The sequence below is a fragment of the Pseudomonas alkylphenolica genome, from assembly GCF_004025535.1.
Lineage (GTDB): Bacteria > Pseudomonadota > Gammaproteobacteria > Pseudomonadales > Pseudomonadaceae > Aquipseudomonas > Aquipseudomonas alkylphenolica_A.
On record NZ_QJRG01000050.1, the window covers coordinates 221,209 to 238,970 of the forward strand.

Below are 17,762 nucleotides of genomic sequence, written 5' to 3' on the forward strand. Positions count from 1 at the left end.
CGTCAGATTGAGGGGGTGATTGCAGTCGCGCCGGCGGGCCGCCATTCGCGGGCACGCAGGGCGGTGTGGTTGAAACTGTGGCGGGCGCGCAGCAGCAGCGGGCAAGCCAGCAGGCAGGCGATCAGGGTGACGATCAGGATCGAATAGCCGATAGCGGCGGGGTCGACCAGCAGGTAGTCGGTGATCACCCCCACCGCGAGTGGCCCGATACCGACACCGAGCAGGTTGAGCACACCGGTGAACAGGGCAATGAATTGCCCGCGCATCGGTGCCGGCGCAATCTCCACAATCAGCGCCGGGCCGATACCGAACAGGCACACCCACAGGGCGGCCGAGAGGGCCAGGAACGGCAGCGCCAGCGTGGCACTGGGGGCCAGCAGCAGCGGTGTGGCGCACAGCGGCAGGACGATGCAGGCAATAATCGCCACATTCAGGTTGCCATTGTTGATGCCACGGCGGCGCCAGTGCTCGCCCAGCCAGCTGGCGCCAAGCACACCGAGCGGCGAGCTTACACACATGATCAGCCCCATCACGGTTCCGGCCTTGGCGTAACTCCAGCCGAATTCGCGCACCAGGTAGCTGGGCACCCAGGCGCCGCTGCCATACACGGCGGCGTTGTAGCAGCCCATACCGATGATGATGGCGACGAAGGTGCGTCGGTTGCTGCGCAGGAATTTCATCACCTCGCCCAGCGGCACTGCCGCCACAGTGGTCGTCGCACCGACTCGCCCGCTGCCACTGCCTCGCGGTTCCGGCACGCCGAGCATCAGTAGCAGGATGAACAGGCCCGGCAGGCCGATCGACATCAGTGTGGTTTGCCAGGGCGCCAAGGCGCCGAGCACCGGTAACGTCAACGGGTGGGCGCTGAAGTAGCCAAGCACCAGGCCGGTGGCAAGCAGGCCACCACCAACGCCTACCGGCCCACCTGCGCCGAACACGCCGAGGGCGCGGCCACGCTTTTCGGCCACGAACAGGTCGCTGATCAGCGATACGGCACCGGGCAGCAGCACTGCCTCGCCAACCGCCACACCGACCCGCGCCAGCAGCAGGTGCCAGAACTCGGTGGCCAGGCCGCTGGCAGCCGTAGCCAGGCACCACAGGCCGATGCCGGTGGCGATGATCCGCCGGCGGTTGCCACGGTCGATCAGGCGCGCGATCGGCAGGCCGGCCAGCGAGTAGAAGGCCGCGAAGGTGAAACCATGGAGCATGCCCATCCAGGTGTCGTTGACGTGCAGCGCTTGCTGGATCGGGCCAACCAGCAGGCTCAGTACCTGACGGTCCATGATCGAGAAGACGTAGGCAAGCATCAGCACGCCAAGGGCATAGCGGGCTCGGCCACGGCCGGGCAGCAGGTGTGCCGCCTCGCCCATGGCAGTGGCATTCAGGGTTGTGGAACGGGTCATCGACAGCGTCCTCTTGTGGGCCTGTTCGTGTGATCGAGGCCGCGCGGCGAGCAGGGCGCCGCGCAGTACTGCGTCAGCGTGCCGAGGCGATGGCGTCGGGTTGCTGCCAGAGGTTGTTGTCCTGCCAGATGTTCTCCTTGCGCCAATGCGCCGGCAGTTCGCTACCGGTGTGCTGGATGACGCGCCCGATCAGGAGCTTCAGCTGCTGGGCTTCGTCGAAAGCCAGCGCCTCAAGGGCATTCATCTCGGCGGCCTTGGCGAATGCCAGCCACTGGATCGCCAGTTGCCGGCCCTTGTCGGTAAACAGTACGCGGCCGCTGTCCAGCGTCAGCAGGCCCTTCTGCAACCACAACGCCAGCTGTTCTTCGGCCAGCGCCTTGCCGGTGAACTCGAACAGCCTGAACAGTTCGTCCAGCGTGCGGCCTTCGCTGAAACTCAAGATACCCAGCAACTCGAAATCCTGGTCCTGCATGCCCATGGCCTGCAGCTGCTGGCGAATCGGCAACTGCAGCTGGTAATAGGCGCGACCGAGCAGGAAACCCAGCCAGTTTTCACCATAAATGGCAGATGTCGGGCGCTGCGCAGCTGCTGGCTGCAAGCGTCGGTAGCCACCGCTGTGGAACACCAGCGGGGCTTTATCGAAGCGGTCGAACGCCAGTACTTCACCGACCAGGATGATGTGGTCGCCGCCCTCGTACTGATAGGTGGTTTTGCACTGGAAGCGCGCCGAGCAGCCTTCCAGCAGTGGAATGTCGCTGGGGCCGCGCTGCAGGTTGAGGCCGGTGAATTTGTCCGCGCCGCTTTTGGCAAAGCGGTTGGACAGCGCTTCCTGGTCGGTTGCCAGGATGTGCACGGCGAAGTGTGCGCCTTCGGTGAAGGCCTGGGCCGAAGAGGAATCCTTGTTGATGCTCCACAACACCATCGGCGGGTCGATGGATACCGAGTTGAAGCTGTTGGCGGTCATGCCGTAGTCCTGAGCGTCCGCACCACGGGTGGTGACAATGGTCACGCCGGTGGTGAAGGCGCCGAGTGCCTGGCGGAACTGCTTGGGGTCGAACGGGGTGGTGTTCATCGAGGGGACTCCAGTTACCGCCGGGTGCACCGGCGGCTGATTGTTATTGGGCAGGAGTGCAAGGGCTCAGCGCTTGAGCAGTGGCATGACCAGGCGACCGAAGCGTTCGGCTTCTTCGTGGTGCGGGTAGCCGGACAGGCAGAAACCGCTGCATCCGGCGTCGACGAACGCCAGCAACTGGTCGGCGACCTGTTGCGGGTTGCCCACCACCGCAATCCCGGCGCCAGGACGCACCTCGGTGATGCCGGTCCACAGGTGCGGCGTCATCTTGCGGCCGACGGTGTTGGAGAGCTCTTTCATGCGTTGGTTGGCAACCGACTCGGCCATCATGGTTTTGACCTGTTCGGTCCAGGCCGGGTCGGCGCCGTTGACCAGCGTGTCTGCCGCTGCCCAGGCCTCTTCCTCAGTTTCACGGCAGATGATCTGCAGGCGCATGGCAAATTCGATTTCCTCGCCGCGACCGTATTGAGCGGCGCGCTCACGCATGGCCTTGATCTGCTCGGCGATGCGCTCCGGGTAGTCGCCCCAGAACAGGTGCACCGCAGAGTGCTTGGCGGAAATTTCGGCCGCATGCTCAGAACCACCACCAAGGAAGAACGGTGGGTGGGGTTGCTGGTACGGCGCCGGGATCACTTTCGGGCCGTGGGCCTGGTGATACTTGCCTGCGTATTCCACGTTCTGCTCGGTCCACAGGCGCTTCATCAGCTCGACTTCTTCTTCCAGCTGTTCATAGCGAGCGTCCTTGGAAACGATCTGGCCTTCGGCGTAAGCGTCTTTTTCGCTGAGGCCGGCGATCAGGTTGATGTAGATACGGCCTTTGGACAGCTGGTCGAAGGTGGCGAACATCTTGGCCTGGGCGACCGGATGGATGAAGCCGGGTTTTACCGCCACCAGGGCTTTGAGTTTCTCGGTGCGGGCGATGATGAACGAGGCGGTCACCCAGGCATCCCAGCAAAACGGGGTTACCGGCACCAGTACATAGTCGAAGCCGGCCTGTTCGGCAGCGACGGCGACGCGCTCGAAGTGCTCCAGGGACTGCGGGATGCTCTTGCTCGGATCGCTGAACGCCGTGGTGTCGCCAATCGTTGGAATGAACCAACCCATCTGCAGGGATTTTTTATTGTTCATGCTGGGGCTCTTTCACTGAGGGAAGGATGGAGCCACTACAACAAACCCTGTACTGTGAGAAAAATGAATAGTTGGAATCTCAGGTATGCACAACATAAATACAAGAACGCTCGACCTGAATCTGCTGGTGGTCTTTGCAACCCTGTGGGACACGCAGAACGTGACGCGCGCCGGCGAACGCCTGGCGCTCAGCCAACCGGCGGTCAGCCATGCGCTGCGCCGGTTGCGCGAGCGTTTGGGCGATGAACTGTTTGTCAGCGGACGCCACAGCCTGGTCCCCACCGCACGTGCAGCCGAACTCATCGGGCCGGTGCGCGAAGCACTGGCGCGTCTGGATGAAGCGCTGCAAGGCACTACACCCTTTGTGCCGGCAACCGCGCAGCGCACGTTCCGTATTGCCTCCGGCGATTTCGTCGAATTCCTGATTCTGCCCAGGCTGATCCAGCACATCGCCCGTGAAGCCCCCGGGGTGATGATCGAAGTGGTGCCGCTGCCCGCGAACAACGTCTTGCCGGCGCTACTGGAGAGCGGCGAAATCAACCTGGTCATCAGCACGCCCACGGTGTTCGGGGCGGGCCTGAGTGAAGAGTCGATTACCACGGTTTCGCTGCTGACGCTGATCTGGCAACGCGAAGGATTGCCGCCTGGTCGTTTTCCGCTCGACCTTTACCTGCAGCGGCCGCAGGTGATGATCGAAATGCACCAGCGTGAGGGCAATATCATTGATGAAACCTTAAGGGCTCAGGGGTTGGCCCGACGTATTGGCGTGCTGGTACAAAACTTCATGGCGATGCCGGTGATCGCCGCGCAAACCGGCTACATCTGCAACCTCCCGGGCCCGATTGCCAAGGCATTCGCCGCCACATTCGGCCTGAGCTGCCACGAGCCGCCGGTCGATTTCCCGGCCCCCGAACTGGTTGCCCACTGGCATTCGCGTTTCGATACCGATCCAGGCCTGAAATGGTTGCGCGGGCAGATCAAGGCGTGTGCTCAGACCGAATAAACTTTCACGGTGCCGCGCAGTCACTTCAGATAGGCATCCGGCATTTACCGGCCGAGGAGGTGATTGATGGCCAGGGCAATCTGGAAAGGCGCGATCAGTTTCGGGCTGGTGCATATTCCTGTCTCCCTCAACACCGCCGTGCGCACCGAACGGATCGATTTCGACTGGCTCGACAAGCGCAGCATGGAACCGGTGGGCTATAAGCGCATCAACAAGGTCACCGGCAAGGACATCGACGCGGACAACATCGTCAAAGGCGTGGAGTACGAGAAAGGGCGCTATGTGGTGATCAGCGAAGACGAGATCCGCAAGGCCCGGCCCGAGGCGACCCAGACCATCGACATCTTCTCGTTTGTGGCAGCCAGCGAAATCCCCCTGCAGCAATTTGATACGCCGTACTACCTGAGCCCCGACCGACGGGGCGGCAAGGTCTATGCGCTGCTGCGCGAAACCCTGGAAAGCACCGGCAAGGTCGCATTGGCCACGGTGGTGCTGCACACCCGCCAGCACCTGGCGTTGTTGCGCCCGCTGGATCAGGCGCTGGTGATGATCACCTTGCGCTGGCCCGAGGAAGTCCGGGACATTGAGTCGCTGGAACTGGACAGCAGCGTGACCGAGAGCAAAGTCGACAAGCGCGAACTGGACATGGCCAGGCGGCTGGTCGAGGACATGAGCGGGCCTTGGGCACCGGGTGAATACCATGATGCTTTTCGCGACACGATCATGGACCTGGTCGAAGAGAAGGCCAGCAAGGGCAAGATCAGCGTGGTGGACAAAGGTGAAGCGGTTACAGAGAAGGGTGCCGACATCATCGACCTGACCGAATTGCTCAAGCGCAGCCTGGCGGGCAAGGTTGGCAAAAAGGCAGCACCCGAGAAAAAGCCGGTAAAACGCCCGCGCAAAGCTTCTTGAAAGGGACGCCATCGCAACCCGCTACAGGGGCGATGTTTCCAGCCTCGCCAGGTAATCCCCAAAGCCTTCCCGCGCCCGGCTATCGCGGCGGCTGCTGGTGGCCACACTGTGCCTGGCCGTCCACACGATCTGTGCGCCATTGGCCTCCAGCTCTTGTACCAGTTGCACATCCTCATGCGCGGACAGGGGCTGAAAGCCACCCGCACGTTCATAGGCGCGGGCACAGATGCCAAGGTTAGCCCCATGGACATGACGATGCCCTTCGTGCGCCTCGTAGGCACTGAGGTAAAGCTTGCGCAATGCAGCCTTCTGCCAGGGTTGCCAGTGGCTGATATGCACTGTCCCGCAGACCACGTCTGCCGTACAGGCGAGCTGCGACAGCAGCCAGTGCGGTGGCACCTGACTGTCGGCATCGGTGCACGCCAGCCAGCAGGCCCCACGTTCGAGCATCAGCCCCGCACCCAGCCGCCGAGCCATCCCGACATTGCCAGCTTCAATCGCCAGGGTGCTGACCCCATAACGCCGGGCGATCGCGGCACTGCTATCGGTGCATCGATCCAGCACCACCAGCACTTCAACCCGCAGGCCGGCCTGCTCCGCCACCGCCACAGCCGCGGCCATTGCCGTCAGGCAACGTCCCAGCCGCCGCGCTTCGTTATGGGCAGGTATGACGACTGCGATCATGGGCACCTCTCGTCGAGGTCGACGCCACCGGGCTGAGATGACCAGTACTCCAGGAGGAAATCCGCTTCCTCATGGCGACATAGCGGATGCAATTGCAGGTGCCGGGCCAGCAACTGATGCACCTGGTCGCCGTTCTGCGGGCAGCCAGCGATCGGATGCCGCCAGTGGCAGGCCAGCAGGCCGCCGTCGCAGGTCAGACTGGCGATCGACTGTTCGATCACCTGCAACCACTGGGCGGCGCCCAGGTAGTAACCCACTTCGCTGAGTACGATCAGGTCGAAACGCCCGTCGGGCCAGTCGGCTGGCAACCGGCCCTGGCTTACCGAAGCGTTGCCCAGCCCGGCTAGCCGCCGTGAGGCCAGACGCACCGCCGTGGGGTCGAGGTCGTGGCACACCAACTCAGCACAGCGCTCGGCCAGCCCGGCGCTCAGCTCGCCATTGGCGCAGGCAGGCTCGAACACCCGCTGATAGTACTGGCGCGGCAGGCTCGCCATCACCAACGTGCGTTTGCGCTGTTCATACCAACGGGTGCGAAACGCCCACGGATCATCGCTGGTGGCGTACAAGTCAGCGAAATAGTGCGCATCAAGGCTCATGATCACTCCGTTTACAGGAACACCAGTTCAAAAGGTTGCAGCAGACACTCCAGCAGCGCCGGGGGCACTACCGCAGGCCGGTCCTGGTCTGGCTCCAGCTGGCTGTGATGCGCGGCAATAGCCTGGCGCTTGCGTGCCACGCCGGCTTCGTCCAGTTCTATGCGGTGCGCCCGTGACCAGGGCAGGCGACTGTCGTCCGGTTTGGCCCAATGCCAGGCCCACACCGGCACCTCGGCCAGTTGCACCTTGCGCACCAGGGCGGCCTGCGCCGCCGCGCGGCCGAGGGCTTCGTGGTCACAGTGGCCGTCACCGCGCCAGGTGGTCATCAATAGGTCTTCGGGGCGGAGCAACTGGTTGAGGTGGTTGACCAGAAAGGCTTCGTCGCGGGGTACCGCGCCGTCTTTGAGGTGCAGCCGGCGCCAATCCAGCTGGGTGAGGTCCAGGTCCAGCTGTTGCAGGGCATGACGGCTTTCCAGGGGGCGCTGGTGGCGCAAGCGTTGCTCGGTCCAGGTCGAGGAACCGGGGTGGCTGCCTTCACCGTCGGTGGCTGAGATCAACAGCAGGTCCTGCTCGCGACCGCGAAACGCTGTCAGCAAGCCACCGGCCATGAGCACCTCGTCATCCGGGTGCGGGGCCAGCAACACCAGCCGTCGACCCGGCGGGCACAGGCTGTCGGGGCTGATCCAGGTGGCGCGGGCCAGGTGCGCCGACTGCTGCCACGCCGTCCACGGCGTACCCGTGCTGGCCTGAATCAGGTTTTTGCTCATAGCTGCCAAGCCCCCGCCGGCAACTGGGCCAGCTGTTGGCCAAGTGCCGCCAGGTCCCGTTCGGCATGGCTCTGGCGCAGGAACACCGGGAGGTCGGCGCTGAGCCGGGCGAAGTGGCTACTACGGCAGAAGGGTGTTGCGCCGAGGGCACGGCCTACATGGTGGATGACCTGCTCGGCTGCCTGTTCCACCTGGGCGCGAACCCGGCGCACCACAAAGCTGGCGTCAGCTGCCGGCTGGCGGTCGATCCATGCCGCACATTCGTGCAATGCCGCGCGGGCACCGCAGAGCGCGGCATCGACGGCACCAAGATGGGCTTGGGCATGGGGATCGGGGTGTGGCTTGCTGCAGTGATTGCGCAAGTAGTGCGCCAATGCTTCGGCGGCCCCGTACCAACAGGCGGCGATGCCGGCACCGCCATGCCAGAAGCCAGGGCGCGACAGGTATTGACCGGGTTGACCGACCGCAATGCCCGGCGTCTGGTCAAACGCGAGCGCTACGCTGGCGGTAGCGGCCATCCCGACAGCTTGCCAGTGATCGGTTTGCTGGCGCTGACTCACCTGCTTCAAAGTGATGGCCACTAACTGGGGTTGCTCATCATCGGTCCATGCGGTGATCAAGGCACGGTCGATCTGCAAGGCGCCAGAGCACCACGCCTTACGCCCGGTCAGCCGAACGTTGTCGCCATCACAGGCAACGATACGCGTGCGGGCATCGGGTGGCTCGGCTGCCCAGACACCCCAGACGGCTTCGCCGAGCAAATGCGTGGCGTCGCATTCGCTGAGAATTGCCAAGGCGTCGGTGTGTCCTTCGTAGAGCTTTGCCAGCGCCAAGTCACAGCCTGCCACATGCGCCAGAGTCTGCCAGCGATGTAGGGTTTGGCCCTGGCCAGGCAGCGGCAGGTGGTCGAAGCGACAGCTCACAAGCGCCCGCATCAGCTCTGCCAGCTGACTGTCCAGGTTCAGTGCCTGTGGGCGCTCGCTGAAGGTTCGCAGCAGGCTGTCGAGGGTGTTCAGATCCAGGCTCATGCCATCTCCAGTTGCTTGCGCATGCGTGCGGTGATCGATTGGCGGGTCTTGTTAATGTCTGCCCACGGGTCGTCGATCTCTGCCAAGCGTGCGTGCAAGTTGCCGATGTGCCACTGGTTGGCGCTTTTGAGCTCGGGCAGCTCGTCGCGCCAGATCGGCACCGACACCGGCAGCCCCTCCCGAGCGCGCAGGGAGTAGGCACAGGCGGTGGTGGCGCCCTGGCTGTTGCGCAGGTAGTCGATAAAGATCCGCCCCACGCGATTCTTCGGTCCGGACACGGCGCTCAGGCGATCCGGAAACAGTCGGGCGAGGTAGTCAACGATGGCGTGACTGAACGCCTTGACTTCGTCCCAGTCGGCGCGACGGGTCAGCGGCACGACAAGGTGCATGCCTTTGCCACCGCTGGTCTTGAGAAACACCTTGAGGCCCAGTTCGTCTAACAATGTCAGGGTCAGCTGGGTGGCTTCGAACATGGCCTTCCACGGTAGCGCCGGGTCGGGGTCGAGGTCGAGCACGAAGCGGTCCGGCCTGTCGAAGTCCTTGTTGGTGGCGCTCCAGGTGTGCAGTTCGAGCATGTTCATCTGCACGGCGCCAAGCAATGTGTCCGGGTAGTTGATGACCATGGCCGCCTGTCCGGCCTGGGCTTTGTCGTAGGTGAGCACCTTGGGCAAGTGCAACTGGCCGCCATGCTTCTGGAAGAACAGTTCACCTGCCAGGCCTTCCGGTGCGCGCACCAGCGCGACCGGGCGGTCCTTGAGCTGTGGCAGTATCCATGGGGCTACCGCCGCGTAGTACTCGGCGACGTCGCGCTTGGTCACGCCGCTGGTGGCATCGATCACCCGTTCTGGGTGGGTCAAACTCATGTGTGGGGTTATTGCATTGGCGGACATCGGGCGCTCCAGGTCGATGGCGCTGGCCGCTTTGTCATCGCGCAGGCCGTGAAATACCGCATGGCGTACCACCCCGTCGCGGGTCATCTGGGCGTAGGCGACTTCCGCCAGCAGGTGCGGTTTGAGCCAATGCACACCGCGCGCCTCGGAACCGGTGGGTGGCTTTGCCAAAGCGGGCCTGGCAACTTCCAGCGGCTTGAGGCGGTCATGCAGGCTATCGAGGGTGGCGACGCTGAACCCGGTGCCTACCTTACCGGCGTAACGCAGCTCGCCACTGTCGTTGTCATGCAGGGCCAGCAGCAGCGCACCGAAGCCATTGCGGCTGCCCTTGGGGTCGGTGTAGCCGACGACCACGAACTCCTGGCGCTGCGAGCATTTGAGCTTTATCCAGTCAGCGCTGCGCCGCCCCTGATACAGACTGTCGGCGCGCTTGCCGACCAGCCCTTCGAGGCCAAGACGGCAGGCACTGTCGAGCAGGGCGGTAACCGGTTCATCAAAGTTTGCGGAAAACCTCAGGATGTCCGACGGGTTGCTTTCAAGCAGTTGGCTCAAGGTGCTGCGCCGCGCCTGCAATGGCGTCTGGCGCAGATCCCGGCCGCCAAGGTAGGGCAGGTCGAACAGGTAATAGGTAATCTGTTCGTCATCCTGCGTGTCGAAAGCGTTCTGCAAGGCCTGAAAGTCAGCGACGCCATTGGCGTCGTTCACCACCATCTCGCCGTCGAGCCAGGCCGAGGTAAGGCCCAACGTGCGCAGCGCCGCTACCTGATGGGGCATTTTTGCGCTCCAGTCATGGCCATTACGGGTGAACAGGTGTACGTCATCGCCTTCGATACGGGCCAGAATGCGGTAGCCGTCGAATTTCACTTCGTAGCGCCAGTCACCGGCCGGGGGCGAATCGACCAGCGTCGCCAGCTGCGGTTGCAGCTGTGCAGGCAGCTGTACCTTGCGCCCGGTGGCGGAACGTGTCGCTTTAGAGCGAGGGGCCGTCACTTTGGCCCGGCGTGGCACTAGGGTACGTTCGCTGAGCACGCTGTCGGGCTGGGCCTCGACAATGCTGTAGTCAGCTTCGCTACGCGCGGCATCGTCGTTGGACTTGACCAGCATCCATTGCTCTTTCTTGCCCGCCAGGCGGGTACGGAACAGGTGCCAGACACCGCTGAGCTTCTCGCCTTGCAGGCGAAAGCGCAGCTTGCCCTTGGCATAGCCTTCGCGGGCGTTGTCTTCGGGTATCCAGACGCCCCGGTCCCAGACGATGACGTCGCCCGCGCCATAGTGGCCTTCGGGGATATGACCTTCGAAACTGGCATAGTCGAGCGGGTGATCCTCCACATGCACCGCCAGGCGCTTTACCGAAGGGTCCAGTGATGGGCCTTTGGGAATGGCCCAGCTTTTCAGGGTGCCGTCCAGTTCCAGGCGGAAGTCGTAGTGCAGGTGACTGGCGTCGTGCTTCTGAATGCAGTACTGCAGGGCATGGGCTTTACCGCGTCCGGGTTTGCCGCTGGGCTCGGGCGTGGCGTTGAAATCGCGCTTGCGCTGGTACTCCTGCAGCGGCTTGGCCATGGTCGGCTCCGGGGTGTTCCGTGGGGCTATAGCCATGGGAGGGACGGGTGGGGAGCGGAGTTCAAAATTTTACGAGGGGCAGATATTCGGAATCATTGTCCGTGGGTGGTGGTCGACCGGATGTGTGGCAATCAGAACGCGAGGAGACAACCATGAACGAGCAACGATGCGCCTGCCCCGAATGTTCTTGTGCGGTGGATCAGAATGCCCTGATGCAGGGGGGGCAGGCCTACTGCTGCGAGGCCTGTGCTACCGGGCACCGGAACGCTGAGCCGTGCCGCATGAGCGATTGCAAGTGCGGCGCGGCGATGCGCCCCAGTGAGCATCGGGTCGACAATGCACTGGAAGAGACGTTTCCGGCCAGTGACCCGATTTCGCCTTGATCAACTGTGCCTTGCACGCATGGTCCGGGCGCGCTTTTCCAGCACCAGGTAGGTAACCAACGCCAGCAACAGGGGAATCAGGTAGTACAGGGTGCGGTACCCCAGCAACGCCGCGATGAGGCTTCCCTGGCCCAGCTGGCCGTGGAGCAGGGCGAGGAATACTGCCTCAAGCACGCCGAGCCCGGCAGGGATGTGCGCAACCACGCCCGCCACGCAACTGATCAGCAACACGCCGAGGATCGACGGGTAGAACAGGTCGCCAGGCAGCAGCCAGTAGATCAGCGCTGCCATCAACGCCCAGTTGCTGGCCCCTAGCAGCACCTGGCACAGCGCCAGGCGCAGCGAGGGTAGGGTGATTTCATGGTCGCGCACGCTCCAGGTGCGGCGTTTGGAAAAGGCGCAGGCCAGCAGATACGCCAGGGCGACGCCGAGCATCAACAGGCCGATCATCTGCAACCCGGTCACGCCCACGGCCCAGCGCTCCGGCACCTTGACCAGGCGCAGGGCGAACACCGTGCCGGCCAGCAGCAGGTAGCCCATCCAGTTGGTCAACAGGCCCAGGGTCAGGATGCGGGTGATGGTTGCGGTATCCAGGCCCAGCCGGCCGTACAGCCGGTAACGCAAGGCCACGCCGCCGACCCAGGTGGTGAAATTGAGGTTGAAGGCATAACAGACGAAGGCCACCGGCAGCACCTGGCGGGCCGGCAGGTGGTGGCCGGTATAGGCCCGGGCCAGCAGGTCATAGCTGGCGAACGTCAGGTAGCTGCACAGCGCCAGGCCCAGGCCGATGATCAGCGTGCCCGGCGTATAGGCCACCAGCGACTGACGCACTTCGTTCCAGTCAAGGTTGCGCACCAGCAGGTACAACAGCACCGGGATCAGTACCACGAACAGCAGGGTCAGCAAGCGCTTGCCCCAGGTATGCCAGGGTTTGTGCGCCATCAGGTATGGCCCTCGTGAAGATCACGTGGCGCCTCGACATCAGGTTGCAGCGATTGCAACCGTTGACGATGGGCCGGGAGCCAGCCGGCGATGCGCGGAAAGTGACGAATGAGGTGAAAGCACAAAAAGATCAACGGCGCCCGCCACCAGTAACCGCGGATCATCCGCTCCAGGGTGACGGCTTTGCATTGTTCGCTGGCGAGCGAGGTGAGGTGCTCATAGAGCAGCTGGTTGAAGGCCCGGTCGCGAATCAGCAGGTTGGCCTCAAGGTTGAACGACAGGCTCAAGGGGTCGAGGTTGCTTGAGCCGACCGTCGACCACTCATCGTCGACCAGCGCCACTTTGCCGTGCAGCGGCCGTTGGCAGTATTCGTGAATCCGTACACCGTCGCGCAACAGGTAGTTGTACAGCAGCCGGGACAGCGCCCGAACCCAACGCAAATCCGGTTGCCCCTGCAGGATCAGGGTGACCTCCACCCCGCGCCGGGCCGCGTTGCGCAGCTCACGCAACAGCCGGTAGCCGGGAAAGAAATAGGCGTTGGCCACCACGATGCGTTGGCGCGCGGCGCGAAAGGCCTCGAGATAGCGCACCTCGATATCAATGCGGCGGCGGCCGTTATCGCGTTCGACCAATACCGCGCTGGCCGGGCCGGCCGGTTCGGTAACCGGGCGCACCTGACTGGGCGGGTCGAGCACCGGGGCCATCAGGCGACGACTGACTGCATGCACCTGGGCCACTACCGGGCCTTCGACTTCCACCGCATAGTCCTGCTTGGCCATCGGTCCGTAATCGTCGAGGTGGTCGGCGCTGTAATTGATCCCGCCAATGAACGCGAGTTTGCCGTCGATCACCACGATCTTGCGGTGCAGGCGGCGGAACAGGTTGGTACGCATGCCCGCCAGGCGCGGTTGCGGGTCGAACGCATGAAAGCGGATGCCCGCTTCAGTCATCGCCGCAATGTACGTATCCGGCAGGTCGGCCGCTCCATAGCCATCGGCTACCAATTCCACCCGCACCCCACGACGCGCGGCAGCGATCAGCACCTGCTGCAACTGCTGACCGACCTTGTCGTCGTAGATGATGAAGGTTTCAAGGAGGATTTCCTCCCGCGCCTGGGCCATGGCCTCGAACACGCGGGGGTAGTACTGCTCGCCGTTGATCAGCAGCGCCACACGGTTACCGTCTACCCAGGGTCTGTTCACAGGTTGATCTCCGCAGCCAGCGGGGCATGGTCGGATAAATGCGACCAGGGATAACTGGACAGCACCCGGGCTTTGCTCGGCATGGCGTTGCGCAGGTAGATGCGGTCCAGACGCAGCAGCGGCAGGCGTGCCGGAAAACTGCGCGCCGGCGTGCCGAAGTGCTCACCGAAGGCTTCTACCAGGCGTTGGCCGAGCAGGGCGTCGGCCTTCAGGCGCCAATCGTTGAAATCTCCGGCGACGATCACAGGCGCCTTGGCCGGCAAGCTGTCCAGCAGGTCGAGCAGCAGACGCACCTGGCGTTGCCGGTGTGTCTCGCGCAGCCCCAGGTGCACACAGATCGCATGCACCTGGTCATGCCCCGGAACGTCCAGGCGGCAGTGCAGCAGCCCCCGCTGCTCGTTGCCGTGGATCGAGACGTCGAGGTTGTTGTGTTCAACAATCGGGAATTTCGACAACAGCGCGTTGCCGTGATCGCCATGCGGATAGACCGCATTGCGCCCGTAGGCGAATTGCGGCCACATACTGTCGGCGAGGAATTCGTACTGCGGCGCCTGTGGCCAGCTCGCGTGCCGCTGTGCATGGCCCTGGTGGCTGCCGTGAACTTCTTGCAGGAACACCAGGTCGGCCCCGGTGGCGCGTACCGCTTCGCGCAGTTCCGGCAGGATGAAGCGCCGGTTGAACAGGGTGAAGCCCTTGTGCACGTTGATTGTCAGTACGTTCAGGCGCTGGACCTCGGAGGCCGGGCCGATACCGGGTTCGGTGACGCGTTCGCCGCTGCGGATCTCGTTCACGCTGCGTTCCTCATTGCAGACTCCCGGGTTGCAGGGCAGGGCACCCATCTAGTGCGACCCGGCCTGAAGGGTCAGGGTTCAGCAGGATTGACGAGTGGCTGGAAGTACAGGGCGGTTGAACGTCGCGGCGGCCGCAAGCGGGCAGACTACAATTGTCACAGTAACCGTGGGGATGAATGCTGATACTTGCCAGGCTGCCTGCCGCGCCTGGACTCTGTTCATTAACCAATGGAGCGTATCATGGCCAAGATTTATAACTATGTGTGCACATCCAGCGTTGATGGCGATTCACCCTCAACCTACGCCTGCACACTGGCGCTTACTGACGATGCGTTGATTGGCTCCTCAGGCACCTGGGTGGCAGGAGGCCCTTCGCCTACCAGGATTTTCATTGCTCAACGCGGTAAATGGGCAAAATTGTCGAGCCGGATCACACTTGACTCCGCGAGCGGAGCCCATGATGAACAGGTGGTGATGTTGAATGCCGACTCGGATTTCGGCGAAATGATCGGTGATGGCCTGGTATCGGCCAACACCGTCAAATGGAAGCGATCTTGATGGAGCCGTACCTTGGTTCGCCTCAGGCAGCCTGCTATGAGACAACCCGATTGCGTCCCTGAGACTTGGCACGATACAGGCACTCGTCAGCCGCCCTCATGACCGCATCCGCCGTTGGCGCCTCGTTGCTTCGACACGCTACTCCGACTGAGAGCGTAAGTTTTCCAATCCCGGGAATTTCACTGGCAGCAATGTTTTCCCTAATCCGTTCGGCAATGGCAATGGCGACCTCCAGCGCTGTATTGGGCAATACCAAAGTGAATTCTTCACCGCCATAACGGCACGCCAGGTCGCCGGTCCTGGAGTTTCGCTTGAGGATATCCGAGATGAACTGAAGTGCGCTGTCGCCTGCGTCATGTCCATGGGTATCGTTGACGCGCTTGAAGTGATCGATGTCCATTGCCAACAGCGAATAAGGCTGTTCGGCTTGCTCAAGCACCTCCAGTACATCGGTCATTGCCCGACGGTTGGCCAGCCCCGTCAGAGGGTCGCTCTGAGCCTCCCGGGCAAGCCGACCAAGCTTTTGCTGCAACAGCTGCACGCCGGTCAACATGGCCTGGCGGATCGACGAGGCTTCAAGGTACCAGGCATGAACCCGTTGCAACCGAGTGGTCGTTTCCGGCGTCGACAACTGGCCGGCAATCGACGATAGCTGGCGCAATGGCCGTGCAATCAGCGCGGCAGCAGCGAAGACCAGGCCGAAGCCGATGATGCCCGCCGGGATCATGCCCTGGAACACTTCGCGTAGCAGTTGCGCGAGTGTGGAAAGCGCGCGCTCGGCAGGTAGCTCGACGACCACTGCCCAATTTGCCGCGGGCACCGGTGCGTAACCCGTGAGCATTGACACGCCCGTGGGGGAGCTGACCTGCATTGAGCCACTGTGCCCTTGCAAGGCCGCGTCAACCGCTGCATTGCGGTCCATTCCCTGTCCAATTCGCTTGTAGTTCGGGTGGTACAACAGCCGCCGGTTGCCATCGACTACCAGCGCCAGGGTGCCCTCACGATGAAAGTGGTTGCTGATGACGCTATGCAGCGCGCTTTGCTTGAGCAAATACACTGAACCACCGATCGAACCGATGAACTGCCCGGTTACGCTGAATATCGGTTGGGATATCGCCACGACCAGATTGCCGGTCATCGACAGGTAGGCAGCACTGATCAAGGGGCGCTGCTGGGCTAGCGCCGACTCAAGGCCCTCGGGGCGAAGCGTGGCACCGACAATGCGCAGGGTTTCCGGAGAGGTCTGCAGTACCTTGCCGTTGGCATCGACGATCACGATGGCATTGAAGTCAGCATCCTGCGCCTGCAAACGAAGGGCCTCGGCCCGTAGTGCAGCAGGATCATCCCAACGTGTCGCCAAGACATCGGCGCTGTACTTAAGGCGGCTTTGTGCTGCCGTCAGGAAGTCACCGATGCTGGAGGCCATTTTCGCCGCGTAGGCGTTATTGGCCTCGAGTGCCGAGTGGATCAATGCGTCACGCTGAATGCGATAGGCGACGATCAGGCCATTGGCGAGCGTGGCCAGTACAGACAGTACGACGACGAAGAAAATCAGTCCGCGCAAATTAATGGGCAAAAGCCTGTGTCGCATTCTGGGCCCTCTTTTTGCCGGAAACGCCAAAACCGGCTTTCACCGTGTGCAGTCTGAGCATAGCTGCACGACGGGCAGCCAACCTGATTCGTCGGCGCTATTCTGAATAAACAGTCCCGTGGGGCGTTGATCATGCGCAGGATGAAGTTATTGCTTGCAGCCTGTGTTGTTGCGGGTTGCCAGGCACCGATGCCCGCCGCCAATCCGCAGATGGCCTGGGTCGATCTATCCCTGCCTTTTCCCAATGACCGGTTGCTGTTGGCCGAGCGTCTGGACAAACAGCGCCTGCGCGACGGACGGTTTTTTCAGGTGCCCCCCGGCAGCCATGAGCTTGTCGTGCGGTTCGATTACGAAACAGGTGGCGGCGGCGGTGGCGGCAACGGCGAGATGGGCGGGTCAACGGAACGGGTCTGCTACCTGACCCTGCGTTACGACCATTTTCAGGCGGGCCAACGCTACGTGCTTGAGGGCCGTTCAATAGCCCTTACCCCTGAGGTCCGCCTGTACAACGCCAAGCGTGAGATCGTCGCAGAGCTGGGTGATTTCTACTGCCTCATGTGAGAGGTCTCGGGAATCGTCAACCCCCACTGACCTTCCAGTGCTTCACATCGTCGGCAAATACCATCTGCTTCATCTCATGTGCGATGCCGTAGGCCAGTGATTCATGCGCGGCGATGACTTTCTCTTCTGCGGACAGGCAATGAAAAATATCCAGTTTGGTCGCAGCATCGGCGGTTTCCAGGGCATAGATCTGCACATAACGCGCGAGATCGTTATCCAGGCTGGACAAGTATTCGCGCAGGCGCTGATGGTCGACTGATTTCTGGCTGAAGTACCAGTTCATCGGGTGAATCAGAAACCTGGCATGAGGGGAGGTAATACGACGAGCAGCCGCCAGAAACATGATGATCCCCATCGACTCGATATTCCCGGCATTGATGGCGCAAAGCGGCACGGGCAGCGACTTCAGGAAAGTGTAAAGGGTGAAGCCGAAATTGGTGCTGCCGCCACAGGTGGACAGGTTCAGGAGCAGCGAGGTTGCGCCCTGATCGATGGCCTCAAGGCAGCAATCCCTGAAGCGCTCGGTGGTGGCCTGATCGATCTGGCAATGAAAGTGCACGATGTGTTCTGTCATCAGTCGACCTCCTGAGTGTGATGCCTGGAGGGCTTCTTCCAAGGAAACCAGTTTAGTAAACATGGCACGTACCGAACTGGAATTCCGGCATACGGTGCTCTTTGGTAATGGACGTGC

General features: G+C 62.6%; 18 protein-coding genes. 5 read left to right on the top strand and 13 right to left on the bottom strand.

The window, feature by feature from the left end; genetic code table 11:
- Positions 1-2 precede the first annotated feature (2 nt).
- The 3 genes from DM813_RS27765 to DM813_RS27775 all read right to left on the bottom strand — a co-directional run bounded on the left by DM813_RS27765 (position 3) and on the right by DM813_RS27775 (position 3,603).
- On the bottom strand, positions 3-1,403 hold the full coding sequence (locus DM813_RS27765) for an MFS transporter (protein WP_128326607.1): 1,401 nt from the start codon (positions 1,401-1,403) through the stop codon (positions 3-5).
- Between the two features lie 73 nt (positions 1,404-1,476).
- The gene (locus DM813_RS28750; RefSeq protein WP_241653255.1) at positions 1,477-2,475 is read right to left on the bottom strand and encodes a flavin reductase family protein; all 999 of its coding nucleotides are present in this window, start codon (positions 2,473-2,475) and stop codon (positions 1,477-1,479) included.
- 66 nt (positions 2,476-2,541) lie between these two features.
- Entirely contained in the window at positions 2,542-3,603 is a 1,062-nt protein-coding gene (locus DM813_RS27775) for an LLM class flavin-dependent oxidoreductase (RefSeq protein WP_128326608.1), read from the bottom strand.
- Between the two features lie 85 nt (positions 3,604-3,688).
- Between DM813_RS27775 and DM813_RS27780 the strand changes: the two genes are divergently transcribed.
- Both DM813_RS27780 and DM813_RS27785 read left to right on the top strand, forming a co-directional pair.
- Positions 3,689-4,606, top strand: coding sequence for a LysR family transcriptional regulator (locus DM813_RS27780; protein WP_128326609.1), 918 nt, complete (start codon positions 3,689-3,691; stop codon positions 4,604-4,606).
- Positions 4,607-4,672: 66 nt separating this feature from the next.
- Positions 4,673-5,518, top strand: coding sequence for a Ku protein (locus tag DM813_RS27785; RefSeq protein ID WP_128326610.1), 846 nt, complete (start codon positions 4,673-4,675; stop codon positions 5,516-5,518).
- A gap of 21 nt (positions 5,519-5,539) precedes the next feature.
- Here DM813_RS27785 and DM813_RS27790 read toward each other — a convergent pair whose 3' ends face one another.
- Genes DM813_RS27790 through ligD form a run of 5 tightly spaced genes read right to left on the bottom strand, consistent with a single transcriptional unit; the run spans position 5,540 to position 11,043 of the window.
- On the bottom strand, positions 5,540-6,202 hold the full coding sequence (locus DM813_RS27790; protein ID WP_128326611.1) for a glycosyltransferase: 663 nt from the start codon (positions 6,200-6,202) through the stop codon (positions 5,540-5,542).
- Positions 6,199-6,798 (bottom strand): class I SAM-dependent methyltransferase, encoded by a 600-nt coding sequence (locus tag DM813_RS27795; protein ID WP_128326612.1) that lies wholly within the window; start codon positions 6,796-6,798, stop codon positions 6,199-6,201. Before DM813_RS27795 ends, DM813_RS27790 begins: the two co-directional genes overlap by 4 nt.
- Positions 6,799-6,809: 11 nt before the next feature.
- Positions 6,810-7,565, bottom strand: coding sequence for a PIG-L deacetylase family protein (locus tag DM813_RS27800; RefSeq protein ID WP_128326613.1), 756 nt, complete (start codon positions 7,563-7,565; stop codon positions 6,810-6,812).
- Entirely contained in the window at positions 7,562-8,593 is a 1,032-nt protein-coding gene (locus DM813_RS27805) for an acyl-CoA dehydrogenase family protein (protein WP_128326614.1), read from the bottom strand. The genes DM813_RS27800 and DM813_RS27805 overlap by 4 nt, the downstream gene beginning before the upstream one ends.
- Positions 8,590-11,043: a DNA ligase D gene (gene ligD / locus DM813_RS27810; RefSeq protein ID WP_128326615.1), complete on the bottom strand. Its 2,454-nt coding sequence runs from the start codon at positions 11,041-11,043 to the stop codon at positions 8,590-8,592. The genes DM813_RS27805 and ligD overlap by 4 nt, the downstream gene beginning before the upstream one ends.
- A gap of 152 nt (positions 11,044-11,195) precedes the next feature.
- On the opposite strand from ligD, the gene DM813_RS27815 reads away from it, so the two are divergent.
- The gene (locus tag DM813_RS27815; RefSeq protein WP_128326616.1) at positions 11,196-11,426 is read left to right on the top strand and encodes a metallothionein; all 231 of its coding nucleotides are present in this window, start codon (positions 11,196-11,198) and stop codon (positions 11,424-11,426) included.
- On the opposite strand, the gene DM813_RS27820 is transcribed toward DM813_RS27815, so the two are convergent.
- Genes DM813_RS27820 through DM813_RS27830 form a run of 3 tightly spaced genes read right to left on the bottom strand, consistent with a single transcriptional unit; the run spans position 11,427 to position 14,352 of the window.
- On the bottom strand, positions 11,427-12,368 hold the full coding sequence (locus DM813_RS27820; protein ID WP_128326617.1) for a lysylphosphatidylglycerol synthase domain-containing protein: 942 nt from the start codon (positions 12,366-12,368) through the stop codon (positions 11,427-11,429).
- The gene (gene clsB / locus DM813_RS27825; protein ID WP_128326618.1) at positions 12,368-13,570 is read right to left on the bottom strand and encodes a cardiolipin synthase ClsB; all 1,203 of its coding nucleotides are present in this window, start codon (positions 13,568-13,570) and stop codon (positions 12,368-12,370) included. The genes DM813_RS27820 and clsB overlap by 1 nt, the downstream gene beginning before the upstream one ends.
- Complete coding sequence (locus DM813_RS27830) at positions 13,567-14,352, bottom strand: endonuclease/exonuclease/phosphatase family protein (protein WP_128326702.1); 786 nt, start codon at positions 14,350-14,352, stop codon at positions 13,567-13,569. The genes clsB and DM813_RS27830 overlap by 4 nt, the downstream gene beginning before the upstream one ends.
- A 249-nt stretch (positions 14,353-14,601) precedes the next feature.
- Here DM813_RS27830 and DM813_RS27835 point away from each other — a divergent pair, with 249 nt between their 5' ends.
- Entirely contained in the window at positions 14,602-14,919 is a 318-nt protein-coding gene (locus tag DM813_RS27835) for a hypothetical protein (RefSeq protein WP_128326619.1), read from the top strand.
- A gap of 34 nt (positions 14,920-14,953) precedes the next feature.
- On the opposite strand, the gene DM813_RS27840 is transcribed toward DM813_RS27835, so the two are convergent.
- A complete protein-coding gene (locus DM813_RS27840) occupies positions 14,954-16,510 on the bottom strand; it encodes a GGDEF domain-containing protein (RefSeq protein ID WP_128326620.1) in 1,557 nt (518 codons plus the stop codon).
- Between the two features lie 132 nt (positions 16,511-16,642).
- Between DM813_RS27840 and DM813_RS27845 the strand changes: the two genes are divergently transcribed.
- A complete protein-coding gene (locus DM813_RS27845) occupies positions 16,643-17,071 on the top strand; it encodes a hypothetical protein (protein ID WP_128326621.1) in 429 nt (142 codons plus the stop codon).
- A gap of 16 nt (positions 17,072-17,087) precedes the next feature.
- Here the strand turns inward: DM813_RS27845 and DM813_RS27850 are convergent, their stop codons facing one another.
- Entirely contained in the window at positions 17,088-17,708 is a 621-nt protein-coding gene (locus tag DM813_RS27850; protein ID WP_277750123.1) for an ATP-dependent Clp protease proteolytic subunit, read from the bottom strand.
- Positions 17,709-17,762: the final 54 nt, after the last annotated feature.